The following is a 16,195-nucleotide window of genomic DNA, read 5'->3' as shown; positions in this document are numbered from 1 at the left end:
CCGTCCGGCGGACATCCTGACAGACATCATTAGCAACGAGTGACAGCAACAGCCTCCGACTCGACAGGATGGAGCAGGACGCCAACCGGCATGAGACGAGGGCGCAGGCCGTCATCCGGACCGCCGACGTGGAGCCCGAGAACGGGACAGCGGTGGTGCTGATTCAACTGGCCGAGCAGACGTTGCCAGCTTGAGCGCCCCGCGCTCCTAATCACACGGCTCGATGCTGGGACACGCGGTGACGGCGCGCGTAGGCCTTTGATACTGCCGAATTGACCTCTTCGAGGATCAAGGCGGCCCGCAAGCGGGCAGCACCGGCCCGGCCCCGGCCTACTGGCGACCTGCGGCCGGCATCGGCCGGGCCGGCCGGCCGGCAACTGATGTGCCGGTATCCTGCGCTTCTCCCAGGCAGGACAGCTCACTACGCGGAGGAAGCGTGGGATACGAGATTCACATCAGCCGAGCCCAGGAGTACTACGACAGCGAAGAGCACCCCATTGCTCTGGAGGAATGGCTGCCCTACGCGGGAAGCAACCCCGCGCTCAGGGCAGGCGGATGGCTCGGCTGGGATGAGGACCGTCAGCCCATCTTCGAGTACACCTGCGCGGACGGAAGCGTAGTTTCGCTGACCTGGTTCGAAGGTGGCATCAACATCAAGGGCCACTTCGACAGCGACCCCTACCGAGAGTTCGGAGCCCTTGCCGAGGACTTGCGGGCCACCCTCCAAGGCGACGAAGGAGAGCGATACACCGCCGACGGAGTCCTTCCGCCCACCCGGTAAACCGTGGGGCTCCGCCCCACACCCCGGCCTTCCCTCAAGAGATCGCCGAGGACGGGTGGGGCGCGCTCCCCTTGCCCAGGCACCACGAGGGGCTAGTCCCCCGGCTGCACCAGCACCCGCTGGTTGCGCTGCAGGCTCTCGCCGACCCGGCCGGGAGGATCACCTGGGACGTCTCGGTGGACTCGACCAGCGCCGTGCCCATCAGCATGCTGTGGGGGCGCGGAAAAAGGGGATCTGCAGGCTGAACCGCCCGGCGGCTTGTCTTCGAGCCGGCCGATCATGAACCGGGCCGTCTCGCGGTGGGTTGACCGAGAAGCTACACCTGGGCTGCGAGCAAGGCCAGAAGCCCCTCGCCATCGTGCTGATCGTCGGCCAACCGCGGCGACAGCCCGCAGTTCATCAAGCTGGCCGTGCACTCTGAGGCCACTATTCACCTCGCCGGCATCAACGAGTGGCTGTGATCCCCTTCGACACAGGCCTTACCCCCGGAGGGACCTGCTTCTCGGCGGGCCTGGCTGCGGGTCGAGGTTCGCCGGGAGCCGCAGCGTCGGCCAGCGCTGGTCCGGATGGAAGTCGGTGTAGGTGCCGTCGAAGGGAGAGTCGCCTGCCGCGATCAGTTTGGTGAGCCGTTCTCCTTCGGCACGGACGGCGGCGGCCGTAGCACGGTCGAAGTAGAGAGGGTGTCCAATACGTCCGTCGGACTCGTCGACGTCCTTCCACTCCCACTGCCGGTCCGGAGTCACGACGATGTCCAGGACGAGGTCGGTGACGTCCACGCCATCGGGGTGCCGGTGATACGGCGTCTCAAGGTTGACGTACCAGCCGTGGAAGGCGCCCTGTTGATGCCGTCGCTGTAGGAACTGCGTAGCCACTGCATCAGCGAGGCGGGTCCTCCGGCTCCTGTGCCGGCGGTCAGGGCGCGGCGGTGATGAAGTATCCGCTCTGGTCGATGATCACGTGGGTGCTGCCTGAGCTGCCGTTGTAGACCGTGAGCGACGCCTGGTTGGCCTTGGTGAGGGTGAGGTTCGAGGCGGTCTCTCCGGCGATGAAGTTGACGTTCGATGTCGTGGGTCGGGTCGTGAGATAGGGGTACGCGGTGAGCACACCGGGTGCGGTCGGTCCCGTGACGGTCACGTTGCCCACGAGCGCGGTCGGTAGAGGGCAGTTGATGTTGCACCCGGTGTCGATGGTGGTGGGATTGTCCCCGTAGTACCGGACGTAGAACGATGCGGACTCCTGCGGGCGCAGGGGGCCTGGCTGGCGACCGAGCAGGCCCGTGCCGGTCCGGCTGTCCACGATTCGCCTCGGCCCGGACGGCACGTAGTTCTGTGTCGCGCCGGAGGCTGCCGTTCCGAAGTAGCCGGCCAGGTCGGCCACGACGTGGGTGCTGCCCGCGCTGGCGTTGCGGATGACGATCCTGCCGTTGCGCACGGGCACGATCACCAGGTTCGGGATCGTCTGCCTCGCGACGAAGTTGAGGTTGGAGGCAACCGGCGCGGTCGAGCCGTAGGGATAGACGGTGAGTACCCCGGTGGACGCGGGTTGGGTGACGGTGACGTTGAGGACCGCTGCGGTGGCGTCGACGGGCAGCTTGGCCGACAAGTCCAGGAGGCGGTCAGCCTTCGGAGGGATCGCCGCCGTCGTGCGGGTGTCGAGCACCCGGACCGGCGAGAGAGGCTTGAGGCCTGAGCCCTCACGGCCGTAGACGCCCTGCAGGTCGGCGACCAGGTGAACCGTGCCGCCGCCGCTGTTGCGCAACCGGACCTTGCCGTTGATGACCGGCACGGTGACCAGGTTCGCGACGGTCTCTCGAGCGACGAAGTTGACGTTCGAGGTGTTCGGCAGTGCCCCCTGATCCGGGTAGACGGTGACGAATCCGGCCGCGCTGGGCTGGGTGACGGTCACGTTCAACACCACCGCGCTGATATCGCCGGTGGGTACCTGTCCGCTGCCGGTGATCGGCAGGACGATCTCTGCGTTCGGGGCCAGGGGGGTGGCGGTGGCGGTGCCGATGGCGGCGCGGGTGTCCAGCAGCCGGGTCGGGGGCAGCGGTGTGTACAGGGCGCCGACAACGGTCGACAGGCCGGGCTGCTGGTATCCGAGCCGCCCGTATCCGCCCGCGGTGCGGAACCCGTCGAAGTTGGCCCAGACCTCGACGCCGACGGACCCAGCCCGGCGGAAGGCGTGGTCGAGGGTGGGTGTGCTGGTCACCCGCCAGAACCGCTCGTCACTGAACCGGTACGAGAAGCTCCCACCGGAGCCGCTCGTGGGCCAGGCGTAGGTCGGGACGGCAATGGCGGTGACGTCCATCGGGCCAGCACCGGCCTTACGCCGAAGGTTCACGGTGCCGGTCACGGGGCCTTGCAGCTCGATCGCGCCGCGGTCGAGGTAACCGCCGCTGCTGTTGCTGACCGCCGGGTTGTCCGTGCGCGGGTTGCCGAACATGTCCGTGGGGGTCACGCCCGGCGCGGTCGGGTCACCAGAGTCGACAGCGGGTGAGGCCGGATCGAGCGCGTAACCTCCACGCTGGTACAGGGACGGGCCGGCAGGGATGCGCGGGTCGGCGACGATGTCGTGCGTGCCGTGTCCGGTCGACTGCGTGAACGATGCCAGCGTCGAATAGTCGGTGCCGTCCCACGAGTACAGCGGACCCGCCGTGGTGGCGGCGATGAGGTTGTAGTCACTGACGCTCCGCGCCGTCGATGCCGGGGACACTGACACGGCCGCAGGAGGCGTCGCGCAGCCGGCAGTCCACTTCCCGACTCGCACGATGTTGTTCCGGACAGACGCACCCGGCGAAACACCCGCGATGTCGATGCCGCCCACACAAAACGTCATGATCGTGTTGTTCGTGATGACGGCACGCGGGGCGTCATTGACCAGAAGACCGCCGAGCGCCAGCTCGTTACCGGTAACCACCGCGTCCGTGGTACCGCCATCGATGACGACCACGGCACCCGACACCGTGCCGAAGTAACTGCGGCTGATCGTGACGTTCGTCGAGCCGCCGGTGACCCGCAACTCGGTGGAGCCCTTGGAACTGGCCGCCGCCAGCCTGTCCAGGACCACCCGGTCTGCTCCGTCGACCAGCAGCGACCCACGCTCCGGCGCGGAGTTCAGGGTGAACCCTTCGACGACGACGTCATGTACATCGGTGAGGGAGAAGATGTGTCCGGCGACCGGTGGCATGCCTCCGATGGTTCCGACACGGACGACGCCCGCGCGGCTGTTGACAGCTCGGAACGTGATGGGCGCGGATTCCGTACCCGAACGGGTGATCGACACCGTCTCCGGGTAGTCCCCCGGCTGGACCAACACCGTCTGGCCCGGCTGCGTCACCGCTGCCGCCTCGGAAATGGAGCAGAACGGCAACTCCGGGCTGCCGTCAGCGCCGGCCACACAGTGGGCACGACTGACATAGATCTCGGCACCGGTCGTCACCGCCGCTGCGGGAAGGGCCGGCAACACCGCCGCCGTCGGGGCCACCACGCCAAAACCGCCGACCACCAGCGGCATGACCGCGAGCAACGACAACAACCGGCCGTTCATCTACCGCCCCCGAACAAGGTGATCATGTATCGGCGGAGCGTACACCTCACGCGACCCGCACCGGCAGTCCCGCAGAACGGCCAGAAAGATGACAACGCCGAGGAAGATCGCCGATCACTGAGCCGACGATGACCGCCAGATGACGCAACCGCCAGGAGGGCGAGCTGATCTACCCAGCCGAGCCCTTCGACGATCGCACGCAGCTAGGCATTACGGAATAAGTCGCCTGCCCCGGCCGGCCTGCGGGAATGTGCGGTCTCGGGACCTGCGTGACAGATCGGTATCAGGACCTGGATGACACACCGCCGTGTGCTGCCCGACTGCTGCTCGTCAGAATGTCATGACGCCGGGCGCTGGCCGTTGCGCCGGCAGCGAAGGGGTCTCATGAGTTACGACCTTGAGTGGGCTGATCTACCCGAACCTGCTGCCACTGCTCGCTCGCGCTTCGAAGCGTGCTCTGATCTGGGGGACCTGTGCGTGCACGCTCCTCCATGCCTGAACGAGTACGAGACGCTTGCGGCTGCCTATCAGTTCCATCTGAACATCGCCGGCATGGCCCTCTGCCGCGACGGTATGCGCCGCACGGGCATGACCTACCACGCAGCCCCGCAGCCCTTCCCCGCCTGGCCGTTCGAGGGCATCGACGACTGGCAGTCTGCTGATCAGAGTCGGCGCGACGCGTACAACGAGGCCGAACGGGCGGCCTCGGCCCAGACGATCCCTGGAATGCTTGGTATCCCAGAATTCAAGCTGACGAGCAACGGTCCCTGGCTGGTAGGACCGAGGGAGATCGACGAAGCGCTCGACTGCTATCAGGCTTCGTCACCGAGCCTGCGTGCAGAGTTGGAGGGGGATGACCGGTGGGGGGCCTGGCTTGACTGGCTGAGACAGACCGTCCGCCACGGCGGTTTCACCGTACTATGAGCTGCCGCCATCCCTAGATCGTCTAACCGGACGTGTCACCCATGTCCCGAGACTGGTCTGTCACGGACGTCGTGAGACCCGACAGCCGGCCTGCGGGAACCATCCGGGGGCAGGGCATACCGTCGGCGGCTCTCACACCGTTTCCCCGTCGTCCCTTGCCCTCTGTGGAAGCAGATTGCGGGCGGGGAGGACGCCCGGCGGCAGCAGGCGTACGCGGGTACCGCGGAGCGGGGAGAACGCGAGCACCGGATGGGTGGGGTCGCTTTCCGGTGCCATCAGAATCGGCCCCTGAAACTTGGCCTTCAGACATAGGTGCTCGAGGTAGTCGAGGAGGGTTTCCATCCGCCACTCTGCCGGCACCGCATTCAGGTTGACGTCGAAGCAGATTTCGGTCCGTGATGTGGGGAGGTAGGTGACCGGCAGCGTGCCGGTCCACCTCGGTTCGCGCGGCGTCGGCTGGGGCCACGACTCACCGTTGACCAGGTCGTACAACAACTGCCATTCGCGCACTGAGGTGTTCTCGATGCAGAAGCGGGGCCATGCCCCCGCGTGCTCCGCGTCGCAGCGGCGCTCGACTTCCTCCCACAGTGGGTCCCGGCAGTCCGTGGCGCGGTCCGAGGGGGTCGCCGGGCTGATGTCGTCGGGCATCCAGTCCAGTACCAGCGCCAGGGCCTCAGCCGGCTGGTCCGTCTCTGCCACGAACACCCCGCGGGGCGACACCACGTCGTAGCTCCCGCCCCTCGGCGGGCTGACGTGCGGCAGGAGGGTGCTGGCGGAGAAGTTCAGGGACCAGTGGCTGGTGTACGGGTACAACCTTCGTAGCTTCGGCTCGGCGTATGCGGCCTCGAGCAGCGCCCGGTACTCGGGCCAGTTCGAATCATGCGCATCCATTCGCAGGTACTGCCACTTCGACGCGATCACCTGGTCGGGGTTCTGATCCGGTACCTCGGGATGCTGGGTCAGCTCGACGAACGGCGCCACCTGCTGGATGTCGGCCAAAGGCAGGCCGTCACGCCACGCCTGTGCCGCCCGGGCGACCTCCGCCAGGTCCTGCGTGTCACCCCCAATCAACCGCTTGCTCCTCCGGCCCGAACCGTTACCGCTGATCGACCACCTCCGCTCCAGATGCCAGGCGTTCACGGCTAGATCGTCGCGGTGCGGCGTGCCGCTGGGGACGACGGTGTTTCGCAGGGGATCGGATGCCGAGCTTGCCGTTGGGAACGAAAGCCCTTGCTCGACCGCCACGGCCTGCAACGCGGCAGCGAGACTGCCCCTGGCTGCCACGTCGGGATACAGAACAGCCGGATCAGGTCGCCTCGTCACGGACCGATTCTGCCTAGCTGCCACTCGCCGCGCTGTCGCGGCTTCAAGCCCAAGTCCTCAACCAGTACCCCTGCCGCTGTTCTGCGGCACCAGATTGCCCCGCAAGCCGGATAGCCAGAATTGGTGACCGCGCCGCCGCCGACCACCAGCATCCGGAAGCGCGCACGAAGGGCTTGCATGATGAGGGGTTCGACGCCGCGCCGAAGTTGTACGGCGGCATCCGGACCTCGCCTGGTACACGACTACCCAGCACGACACCGCCGAGGCGGAGCCGGCGTCCGCCCGCTGGCCGCAGGGACGCCGGCTCCGGCTCCCGTAGGTCAGTACTCGGCGATGAAGTAGCCCGCCTGGTCGATGATGACGTGGCTGCGGCCCGTGCTGCTGTTGCGTACGACCACGCGGGCGTCGGTGCCGACTTGCGTCACCATGTGGTTCGCGGCGGTCTCGCGGGCCACGAAGTTGACGTTCGAGGCCTGCGGCACCGGCGAGCCGTTGGGCCCCGCGATGAGGACGCCGCTCGCGGTCGGCGCGGTGACGGTCAGGTTCGCCACCAGCGCGGTCGTGCGGGGCGGCGTCCAGTCCGTTCGCAGCACCCACGGCCCGACGGCCACCTGCGCCCACGGATCCATCGGCCCCCCGAAGCCATCAGTGCCCCGGGTGTCGTAGATGCGCTGCAGCGGGGTGGGCACGAACAGATCGGTAGCGCCCTCGCCGTACCAGCCGGACAGGTCGACCACCACATGGGTGCTGCCCAGGCTGGCGTTGTGGACGGTCACCCGGCCGTTCACCACCTGCGCCACCACCAGGTTCGGGATGGTCTGCCCGGCGACGAAGTTGAGGTTCGAGGCCGTCGGGACCGGCGTCCCGTACGGGAAGACCTTCAGCACCCCGCTCGCGGTCGGCTTCGTCACCGTGGTGTTCAGGACCACGGCGGTGGCGCCCGCTGGGATACGGCCGGTCAGGTCGAGGGTGCGCGACGTGTTGGCCGGGAAAGCGATGGACCCGCCCTGACGGGTGTCCAGCACGCGCGCCGGCGCGACCGGGCGGAAGCCGGAGCCGGACGCCGCGTAGAAGCCTTGGAGGTCGGCGACGATGTGTGCTGTGCCGCTGCCGGTGTGGCGGATGCGCAGCCGCCCGTTGGACATCGGCACCGTCACCAGGTTCGGCACGGTCTCACCGGCGACGAAGTTCACGCTCGACACATCGGGCAGGTTCGTGCCGTCCGGATAGATCCGCAGGAAGCCGGATGCCGTCGGCTTCGTGACGGTCAGGTTGAGCACGACGGCGGTGATGTCCGCAGCCGGAACCTCCTGGATGCGTGGTACGTCGAGCACGACCTCGCCGTTGGCCGGTACGGAGGTGGTGGTGGGCGTACCGACCGCTCCGCGGGTGTCCAGCAGCCGGATCGGCGACATCGAGGTATATCGGGAGCCGAGGATGGTGCATCGGATGCCGTCGCCGTGGCTGTAGGGGTTGCGGAAGTCGTCGTAGCTGACGCGGATGTCGGCACAGACCTGGCCCGCCCGGCGGTAGGTGTACTCGGCCGACGGAGCGTCACCCACCCGCCAGAGACCCCTCGATGGGAAGCGGAAGGCGACGCGACCTCGGGTTCCGTCCGTCGGCCAACTGGTCGGCACGGTCACCGCGGCCACCACGTCGAGCGGGCTCCCGCCACCCTTCGGCCGGAGCGTGGCGGCGACGTGAGGGTTACCGTCCTGCAACTCGACGGCACCACGGTCACGGAAGCCCGTCCCGGTGCCGGTATTGGGCTGCGTCGGGTCGTCGGCGTGCGGATTGCCCAGCAGGTCCCGGTCGCTGGCACCCCGGGCGGTATCGTCCGCCGAGTCCCGAGCGGGAGACGTGATCGACAACTGCAGGTACGGCCGGCCATATGAATTCGACGCCCAGCGAATCTGCGGATCCGCCGCCAGGTCGTGCCCGGCCAGGCCGGTGGCCTGCTGGAACGACGCAAGGTCCGGATGGTCGACGCCGGCCCACCGGTACGGCGCCCGCCCGCCGCGCGGATCGATGATGTTGTAGTCGACCTCGGTGCCCGGCACGGATTCCGCAGAAATGGAGAGGAGCCGGCCTGCGCAGAGGCTGCCGCTGATCACCGCGTCCTGGACGGCGTTGTTCTTGATCGAGGCACCCGGTGAGGCGCCAGCCACGGCGATCGCCTCGCGGCACACGCTGAAGAACGTGTTGCCGGTGAGGGTCAGGCCCGGCGCGTCAGTGGCGGCGATGCCCTGTCCGACGAACTGGCTGGCGGTCACCGTCAGGTCGACGACGCCCGGCTCCACCGTCAGGCCCGGCAGGTTGCCGATGTCCACGAGCGTGCGGCTGACCGTCAAGTCCTGGGCCGGACCGGTAATTCGGATACCCGCCGCCGAGCTGCCCTGGTCGACAGAGAGCCCGTCGAGCGTCACCCGGCTGGAACCGGCGACGGTGACGACGTCGGCACCCCGGGCGCCCAGGAGCCGGAAGCCCTCGACCCGAACGTCGTGCACCCCGTCCATCGCGAGGATCGTTCCCTCGACCGGGATGTCGGTGTTGTACTTGCCGACGCGAACGTAGCCGTCGGGCCCGTTGACTCCGCGGACGGTGATCGGCGCCTCGGCCGTGCCGGACCGGGTGACCGCCACGGTCTCCGGATAGCTGCCCGGCCGCACCAGCACCGTCTGGCCCGGCTGCGCCACCGCCACGGCGGCGGAGATGGTGCAGAACGGATGCTCCACGCTGCCGTCGATCACCCCGCCCGGCGTGCAGTACTGGTTGCTGACGTGCAACTCGGACGCCGTCGCCGCCGGTTCGGCGGCCTGCGTGGGCGCCGCGCTGACGGGAGATCCCGCCGGGGCCGTCAGACCCGCGCCGCCAAGCAAGGGCACGAGCGCCAGACGCGCCAGGACAGATACGGTCGTCACCGACCACCCCCGTGATCAACTTGTATGTCGCGGCAGAATACACCGGCGGAAGCCGATGCGAGCAGCGCCGAAAGGCCGAAGTGCCGCACCGATCGGCCGCCGACCAAGACCGACTCCAGCTGACGCCAACGGACTGCCTGACCAGGCACGACGGCACCCGACAACGGTCAAGAATCTTCTTCTAATCCCGCGGTCGGCATGGGCCATCCGTGGGCCAGTAACCGTGGCGCGCAGCGGGCACGAGCGGACACGAGACGCAGCCGGGCCGACCGCCCGCTGCAGGCGTTTCGGGCATCACGACCGGTTGAGCACGCTTTTCCAAACTGGCGCTCCGGGTCCAGCGCAACGGACGGCCAGTTAGGTGTACAGCCACAAGCGAAGGTTGAGGCTCCCTCAACCGAGGGCGCGACCCAGACAGGGAAGGGCGACAGTCGGTACTAGTCCAACCGAAGAAGCTCACGCCGTGATGAGGGTCGACCCGTAGCCGAGCCCGATTTGACTCAAAGCCTGTCGTATTGCTCGCGGACCAGCGCATTGACGGTGGCATCGAGGTCCGACGGTCCACCGTTCGCGCTGACGAGCACCACGACGTCATCGCGGTGCGCGATCGCGTTCACCTCAACCCGTCCCTGCTCTTCACCGCTGAAGACCACCGCCCCCGGCACATCGGGGAGGTCCACGCCGTTGATCGTGCTCCGGACAGCCCCCTCGATGTCGACGTAGGATCGCTGAAACTGGTCGGCCGCCAGGGGCGAGTCGAATTGGAGCAGCGTGACCTGCACCAAGGCGTGGTCGGGCTGGGTCCACGCCGTCCCCGCGGAGTGCTGCACGTCGTCGCGTAGCTGCTCGGCGAGCATCAGTGCCCGGAAGTCCGTGAGCGGCAGGAGCCGGGAGGTGTTGACCCGGTCGTCGGCGGCTGCCGGTTGAGCGGGTGTCGAGTCGGCCGGCGATGCCACCAGCAGCGTCGCGAGGTCGCGGTGCCGGTTGGCGGGCCGATGCGTCGCCTGCCAGGCGAACGTCCCGACCAGGATCGCCACGGTGAGGGTGCCCACCACGACGCCGGTGACGGGCCAGGGCTGACGCCACCACGGCACCCGCGCGGGGCGGGCCGACCAACTCTGGCCGAGTACCAGCGCCGGGACTGGGGTGGTCGGCGCGGCGGGGGCCGACGACCCGGCTCCGACGGCCTCGGCGTCGGGTGTCGGCGAAGCCGGGGCGGGCGGGGGTGGTGCCGACGACTGTGGCGACGCTGGCAGAGCCGAAGCGCCAATGGCGAGCAGCATCGTCCCGGACAGCGCGAGGTAGGTACCGGCGAGGAAGTCAGTGCTGGGTCGATCGGCCAGGGGGAATCCGCTCGCGTCGATAGCGGCGCTGGGTTCAGACATCGTCAGCGCCAGCATCAACGCCAGGCCCAGCAGCCGGGCGGCGATCCGTACAGCGCGGCGCCACTCCGGCCTTACCCACGCCGCCACCAGCAACGACAGCAGCAGCACCCACCCGACATACAGGCACGCCTGAATGCCCGGCAGATCGGTCAACGCGTACGTCTTCACCTCGGCGGCCGGCGCCCGGCCCAACAGCCGATCAATGACGTCCTGCCCCGGTTTCGCGACCACCCACGGCACGGAGTGCGCCATGGCCAGCACGAAAAGTCCGAAGAGCACCGTCACCACGGCCCTTGCATGGCCCTTACCCAGCTCGTCCGTGCCGGGTCGACCCGAGCTGATGCGCTTCGAGCCATAGATGATCCCCACGGCGCACATCATGGCAGCGCCACCCCAGGTCGTCCATCCAGTCTGAGCCAGCCTGCTGATCTAACGGCCGACGAGCACAGCGCCCGCCCGTTGCGAGCGGCACGCGTGCGACAGAATCAGAGGATTGCAGGTTGTCGGCCTGTGGAACCGGATCGGGCACCGTCTTAGGAAACCGATGCTCTATCCCCTGAGCTACGAGGGCGCGAGGGCCTAGTCTAGCGATCCGGGCGTTCACCTGGGGTGGCAGGGAGTGGCCCACGTTCACCCACGTCACCCGGACCCCTGTTCTCCCAGCCCAGGACCACACCCCGAGCACACGAACCCCGGGTTGCGACCGGCGGTCGGCCACAGTGACCCGCGTTGGCACGGGTTGACCCGGGTTGGCATCCGCTGGAGAGCACACACCGCGCACATCGCGCAAGATCATGGCGTGCCGCCCGCTCCCCCGGCCCGGGAGCCACCGGCCGGCAGGAGCGCGCGTCGACGGCATCCCTCCCGGGCTTCGAGGGCTGGCTCAGGTCAAGACGCGGATGCAGGGCCAGCGTTCGGCATGAGTCCCGCACCACGCTCAGCGCCCGGATCAGCCCCGGGCTGCGCTGGACCCACTCCCGCAGCTCGTCCTCCCGCGCGATGCCGCCCTGGGTCGAGGCCCTGTCAGCTCACGGGGTGTGCGACGGGTTCTGGCGCGTTACGGGTTCGGCAGGGTGGTGCGCCAGGCTGCGGCGAGTGCTGCCACGTCGGGGTATCGGTCGGCGGGTGTCGTGGTGGTGGCGCGTACGGCTACCTGTTGTTGGTTGCGGGAGCCGCGCCAGCCCTGTGGGGAGTCGAGGAGGTGGTGGATGGTGCGGCCGAGGGTGTAAACGGTGGTGCGCCGGTCGATGACGGCACCGCGGACGAATTCTTCGGGGGCCATGTAGCGGCGGGATCCGGGGAGGCGGTCGGTGTCGAGGGTGAACGGGCCGGGACGGTACTCATCGAGGTCGATCAGGCGCAGTTGGCGGGCGTGGAAGTCGTAGAGAAAGCAGCCGTCGTAAAGGTCGACCGCGACGTAGCCGGCGGCGGTGACGGCCAGGTGCGCGTCGAGGATGGTGTCGATGGCCGTTTCGACGTCGCGCAGGGGTAGTTGCTGGAACCGGTGCAGTGCGCTGCGGTCCGAGCCGTGGGTGGTGGCGTGGTTCAGCACGCTGCCGTCATGCCACGGGTAGACCAGGATCGGCCCGTCGAGGACGTGCTCGGGGCGCACGATGGCCGGGTGCCGGACCGCGGCGTGGAAGCGGGCGGCCCGCAGCAGCGAACGGTGGCCCTGCGCGGTGGTGGCTGTCTTGACGAACCAGCGGCGTCCGGACGCCTCAACGCCGTAGGAGACGCACCCGGAGACCTGGGCGTCGAAGACCGCGAACGCGGCGTCCAGGGGTGGGTCCATCACGTAAGGGAGAGTAGGCCGTATCCCCTTCGCAGAATGCGAACGCCGCCTGCGGAAGTGGCAGCGAGAACACCGGCACGCCGCCGAACTGCTCGGGGTTCGCTCCGCAGTCCTGCCTCGTCTTCGAAAACGCCGACATGGGCATCGAGGCCGCGATCGCGCCGACAGAGCTTCGGGGGGCGTCCCCCAAGCCCGGGCGGAGGTAGGCGGGCCGCCCTCGCCGCGCCAGGCGGCCGCCCGCTGACCCGACCGCCGAATCGCACCGCCGGATGGCGGTACGACTACCGGGGCGTCGTGCCGTCCGGCACGAACGGTGCGCCGTGGCCGGGCACCAGGATGTCGGCTGCGGCCAGGACCCGCTCCCGGCTGGCCTTCAGCTGTACGCGGTCCGGTGCGACCGGGTCGTCGGCCGGCCCGTTCGCCCGCCACCACAGGTCACCGGCGAACGCGACGACACCCTGGGGGGTGCCGGCGAGCATGGTGACGTCCTCGTGGCTGTGGCCCGGGGTGCGGATCAGGCGCACGGAGTCGGAGAACGTGAAACCCTCGGCGTCGCGATCGGTCCACTGGTCGCCGCGGTAGACCGCCTGGTGGTCGTGCACGTGTGCCTGCGGGAACAGCCCCACGTTCATGATGTTGTCCGGATGGTGGTGGCTGAGCACGACATCGGTGACATCCTCCGGCCGGAGGCCGAGGTCGGCGAGCGGATCCAGGATCGCCGACGGGTGGGCGACCATGCCCGGGTCGAACACGATGCGCAGCTCACCGTCGAGGACGAGGGAGACGGTGGCGGCCACGCCCGGGCCGGTCGAGGTCGTGTAGCCGGTGCTCAGGACGTGGAAGGCGGCGCTGCGGCCGTGGGGTGCGTCGGTCATGCGGCAATCGTGCGACGTCCGGCCGATCAGGACGAGTGGCACGGCTGCCACCGATCGCAAGGAACGTGCCATCATCACGGCATGGTCATCCGATCCGTGGCGGCGTACGCCCCCGAAGGCGTGGCGGCCTTCGGTCTTGGCCTGGTGGGCGAGATCTTCACCGGCCGCTTCGCCTTCGACGTCTGCGCCGAGCAGCCCGGCCCGGTGAGCACCGACCTGGGGCTCGCCGTGCAGGTGGACGCCGGGCTCGACCGGCTCGCCGCGGCCGACCTGGTCATCGCGCTGCCGGGCAGCCGCTTCCGGGAGCCGCCACCGTCCGTCGCGGACGCCTTCCGGGCGGCGGCGGCCCGCGGCGCGACCGTCGCCAGCCACTGCGTCGGCGCGTACGTGCTGGCCGAGGCGGGCCTGCTGGACGGGCGCCGGGCGACCACGCACTGGCGCTTCGCCGCCGAGTTCGCCGTGCGCTACCCGGCGGTACGGCTGACCACCGACGTCCTCTACGTCGACGAGGGCCCGGTCGTCACCGGCGCCGGTGCCGCGGCGGGCCTCGACATGTGCCTGCACCTGATCCGCCGCGAGTACGGCGCCGCGGCCGCGAACGACGTCGCCCGCGACCTGGTGATCCCACCGCACCGCGAGGGAGGGCAGGCGCAGTACGTGACCGCGCCCGTGCCCGACGGCTTCGAGGACCAGCGGCTCGGCGCGGTGCTGGCCTGGGCGCAAGCCAACACGCACCGGCGGCTGACCGTCGACGAGCTGGCAGCCCGCGCGCTGACCAGCCGCCGCACGTTCCTGCGCCGGTTCGCCGACGCGACCGGCACCACCCCGCACGCCTGGCTGCTGGCACAGCGGCTCAACCGGGCCGAGGAGTTGCTGGAGGCCAGCGACCTGCCGGTCGAGGAGGTCGCCCGGCAGGTCGGGTTCGGCTCCGCGGCCGCGCTGCGCGAGCAGTTCGTGCGCCGCCGCGGCGTGCCGCCACGCACCTACCGCAAGGCCTTCGGCAGCCGCCCCACCGTCTGAGGACCGCCATTGCCCGAATCTGTTGCCGTACCAGGTGACTTTCCTGCTGGCCGTGCACCGTGCGATACAAGATGGCGTCGCTGCCGGGTCGCCAATAGGATTGGATCATGCACCGGACCTTCGACATCATCGCACCGCCGCGCTCCTGAGCGGGGCGGCTCTTCTCATCGCGTCCAGCCGTTGTGTGGGCTGAACGCGCGGTTCACGCATCGTTGAGTTCGGTACGTCCCGCTTCCGCGACTTATTCCTTCTCGTCGCAGGAGCGATTCCTTCATGCTTATCTCCGAACACCCGGTGGCCGCCGCTCGAGGCTCCGCCACCGGCCTGTGGTTGCTCGTATCCGCAGGCGTGCTGTGGGGCACCGGTGGTCCCTCCGGCAGCCTGCTCGCCCTCGAAACGGGGTTATCGCCGCTGGCAGTAGCCGCGTACCGGCTTGCCATCGGCGGCACCCTCATCGCCGTCCCGCTCGTGCTGATCCGACGGCCGCTGCCGCGCGGCCGGCACGCCTGGACCCGCATCACCGTGCTCGGCATGCTCGCCGCCGTCTTCCAGGCCTGCTTCTTCGCCTCGGTATCAGTCACCACGGTGAGCGTCGCCACCCTGCTCACCATCGGCGCGTCACCCGTCCTGGTCCTGATCGCCGAGTGGATCACCGGACGGCGGCGGATCAGCGTGCCGATCCTCGCGGCAGTGGCACTGGCCGTCACCGGTCTGGCCTTGCTCGTCGGCGCACCGTCCAGCGGTCACAGCATCTCGGGCGTGCTTGCCGGAGCCGCACTGGCGCTGCTCTCGGCAGGCGGTTTCGCCACCATGACCTTCGTCAGCGCCCGACCCGTTCCTGGCCTCGACGATCTCGCCGCGACCGGGTTCGGTTTCACCATCGGCGCAGCCACTCTCGCCCCGCTCGCCGCCGAGACATCGGGCATGAGCTTCACCCCGGGCTCGGCCTCCATCGGGCTACTGCTTCTCCTGGGTACCGCGCCCACCGCCGTGGCGTACACCCTGTACTTCCGAGGGCTGCGTACCACCTCGGCCGGTACCGCAGCACTGATGGCGCTGCTGGAACCACTCGTCGGAACGGTCCTGGCGACCTGGATCCTCGGCGACCGTCTCAGCCCCACCGATCTCATCGGCGCCGGGCTGCTCACCACGGCCATCCTGCTTAACACCCGCCACTCGCCCCGCTAGCCGTCCTGGCCCGGGCCAGGACTGCAAACAACACCTGCCCGGGCCCCCGACGGTCGCCATGGCTCCCGACCTCCGACCTTTCGACCGCACACTTGCGGCAATCCCCGGAATCGGCGAGCGAGCAACGCCCCGGGGTCGGCGTTTCCGACTGTCCGGCTTACCGGCAATTTCGAATGAGGGCCAGGACTATCCGGCCAAGAGGGGATCTTGCCGGTTCCGTGTGGCACCTTGGCCGGTTTGTGGGCCCGTCTGCTTGCGCGAGGACGGCGCTCACTTCGGCTCGAAGCTTGCCCGCCTCGGCGAGATCCGCGATCGTCTACATGCCCACGCGAGCAGGTTCGACCACGCCTGGCGGACGTTCCCGCATCGCGGTGCCGGACAGGCCGGGGTCCTTATCGGACGTCATCCCACGCCATCGAACTCATCCTCCAGCCGTC

At 69.0% G+C, this 16,195-nt stretch carries 12 protein-coding genes and 1 pseudogene; 6 read left to right on the top strand and 7 right to left on the bottom strand.

Annotated elements, in window-relative coordinates; translation table 11 throughout:
• Positions 1-68: 68 nt before the first annotated feature.
• The 3 genes and pseudogenes from ACTMTB_RS27460 to ACTMTB_RS27450 all read left to right on the top strand — a co-directional run.
• A complete protein-coding gene (locus tag ACTMTB_RS27460) occupies positions 69-194 on the top strand; it encodes a hypothetical protein (RefSeq protein WP_441149082.1) in 126 nt (41 codons plus the stop codon).
• 242 nt (positions 195-436) lie between these two features.
• On the top strand, positions 437-781 hold the full coding sequence (locus tag ACTMTB_RS27455; protein WP_441149081.1) for a hypothetical protein: 345 nt from the start codon (positions 437-439) through the stop codon (positions 779-781).
• Between the two features lie 119 nt (positions 782-900).
• A pseudogene (locus ACTMTB_RS27450) lies at positions 901-1,182 on the top strand (IS5 family transposase); the annotation flags it as partial.
• A 78-nt stretch (positions 1,183-1,260) separates the two neighbouring features.
• Here the strand turns inward: ACTMTB_RS27450 and ACTMTB_RS27445 are convergent.
• Together ACTMTB_RS27445 and ACTMTB_RS27440 are read right to left on the bottom strand one after the other, a co-directional pair.
• Positions 1,261-1,653 (bottom strand): DUF402 domain-containing protein, encoded by a 393-nt coding sequence (locus ACTMTB_RS27445; RefSeq protein ID WP_441149080.1) that lies wholly within the window; start codon positions 1,651-1,653, stop codon positions 1,261-1,263.
• Between the two features lie 40 nt (positions 1,654-1,693).
• On the bottom strand, positions 1,694-4,330 hold the full coding sequence (locus ACTMTB_RS27440; protein WP_441149079.1) for a hypothetical protein: 2,637 nt from the start codon (positions 4,328-4,330) through the stop codon (positions 1,694-1,696).
• 384 nt (positions 4,331-4,714) lie between these two features.
• Here ACTMTB_RS27440 and ACTMTB_RS27435 point away from each other — a divergent pair, with 384 nt between their 5' ends.
• On the top strand, positions 4,715-5,254 hold the full coding sequence (locus ACTMTB_RS27435; RefSeq protein WP_441149078.1) for a hypothetical protein: 540 nt from the start codon (positions 4,715-4,717) through the stop codon (positions 5,252-5,254).
• A gap of 132 nt (positions 5,255-5,386) precedes the next feature.
• On the opposite strand, the gene ACTMTB_RS27430 is transcribed toward ACTMTB_RS27435, so the two are convergent.
• The 5 genes from ACTMTB_RS27430 to ACTMTB_RS27410 form a co-directional block, all read right to left on the bottom strand.
• Positions 5,387-6,577, bottom strand: coding sequence for a DUF6193 family natural product biosynthesis protein (locus tag ACTMTB_RS27430; protein ID WP_441149077.1), 1,191 nt, complete (start codon positions 6,575-6,577; stop codon positions 5,387-5,389).
• A gap of 320 nt (positions 6,578-6,897) precedes the next feature.
• Positions 6,898-9,363: a hypothetical protein gene (locus tag ACTMTB_RS27425; RefSeq protein WP_441149076.1), complete on the bottom strand. Its 2,466-nt coding sequence runs from the start codon at positions 9,361-9,363 to the stop codon at positions 6,898-6,900.
• 635 nt (positions 9,364-9,998) lie between these two features.
• On the bottom strand, positions 9,999-11,252 hold the full coding sequence (locus ACTMTB_RS27420; RefSeq protein ID WP_441149075.1) for a hypothetical protein: 1,254 nt from the start codon (positions 11,250-11,252) through the stop codon (positions 9,999-10,001).
• 688 nt (positions 11,253-11,940) lie between these two features.
• Complete coding sequence (locus ACTMTB_RS27415; protein ID WP_441149136.1) at positions 11,941-12,675, bottom strand: serine/threonine protein kinase; 735 nt, start codon at positions 12,673-12,675, stop codon at positions 11,941-11,943.
• A 281-nt stretch (positions 12,676-12,956) separates the two neighbouring features.
• The gene (locus ACTMTB_RS27410; RefSeq protein WP_441149074.1) at positions 12,957-13,550 is read right to left on the bottom strand and encodes an MBL fold metallo-hydrolase; all 594 of its coding nucleotides are present in this window, start codon (positions 13,548-13,550) and stop codon (positions 12,957-12,959) included.
• An 81-nt stretch (positions 13,551-13,631) separates the two neighbouring features.
• Here ACTMTB_RS27410 and ACTMTB_RS27405 point away from each other — a divergent pair, with 81 nt between their 5' ends.
• Positions 13,632-14,570: a GlxA family transcriptional regulator gene (locus ACTMTB_RS27405; protein ID WP_441149073.1), complete on the top strand. Its 939-nt coding sequence runs from the start codon at positions 13,632-13,634 to the stop codon at positions 14,568-14,570.
• 273 nt (positions 14,571-14,843) lie between these two features.
• Positions 14,844-15,758, top strand: a complete 915-nt coding sequence (locus tag ACTMTB_RS27400) for a DMT family transporter (RefSeq protein WP_441149072.1) — start codon at positions 14,844-14,846, stop codon at positions 15,756-15,758.
• Positions 15,759-16,195: the final 437 nt, after the last annotated feature.

It is taken from the genome of Micromonospora sp. L32 (assembly GCF_052068055.1).
Classification (GTDB): Bacteria; Actinomycetota; Actinomycetes; order Mycobacteriales; family Micromonosporaceae; genus Micromonospora; species Micromonospora purpureochromogenes.
This window is presented reverse-complemented; position numbering and strand designations above follow the sequence as displayed.

Coding starts and splice junctions, on each gene's coding strand:
- ACTMTB_RS27400 (WP_441149072.1), top strand. CDS start 14,844: ATGCTTATCTCCGAACACCCGGTGGCCGCCGCTCGAGGCTCCGCCACC.
- ACTMTB_RS27415 (WP_441149136.1), bottom strand. CDS start 12,675: ATGGACCCACCCCTGGACGCCGCGTTCGCGGTCTTCGACGCCCAGGTC.
- ACTMTB_RS27435 (WP_441149078.1), top strand. CDS start 4,715: ATGAGTTACGACCTTGAGTGGGCTGATCTACCCGAACCTGCTGCCACT.
- ACTMTB_RS27460 (WP_441149082.1), top strand. CDS start 69: ATGGAGCAGGACGCCAACCGGCATGAGACGAGGGCGCAGGCCGTCATC.
- ACTMTB_RS27405 (WP_441149073.1), top strand. CDS start 13,632: ATGGTCATCCGATCCGTGGCGGCGTACGCCCCCGAAGGCGTGGCGGCC.
- ACTMTB_RS27440 (WP_441149079.1), bottom strand. CDS start 4,330: ATGAACGGCCGGTTGTTGTCGTTGCTCGCGGTCATGCCGCTGGTGGTC.
- ACTMTB_RS27410 (WP_441149074.1), bottom strand. CDS start 13,550: ATGACCGACGCACCCCACGGCCGCAGCGCCGCCTTCCACGTCCTGAGC.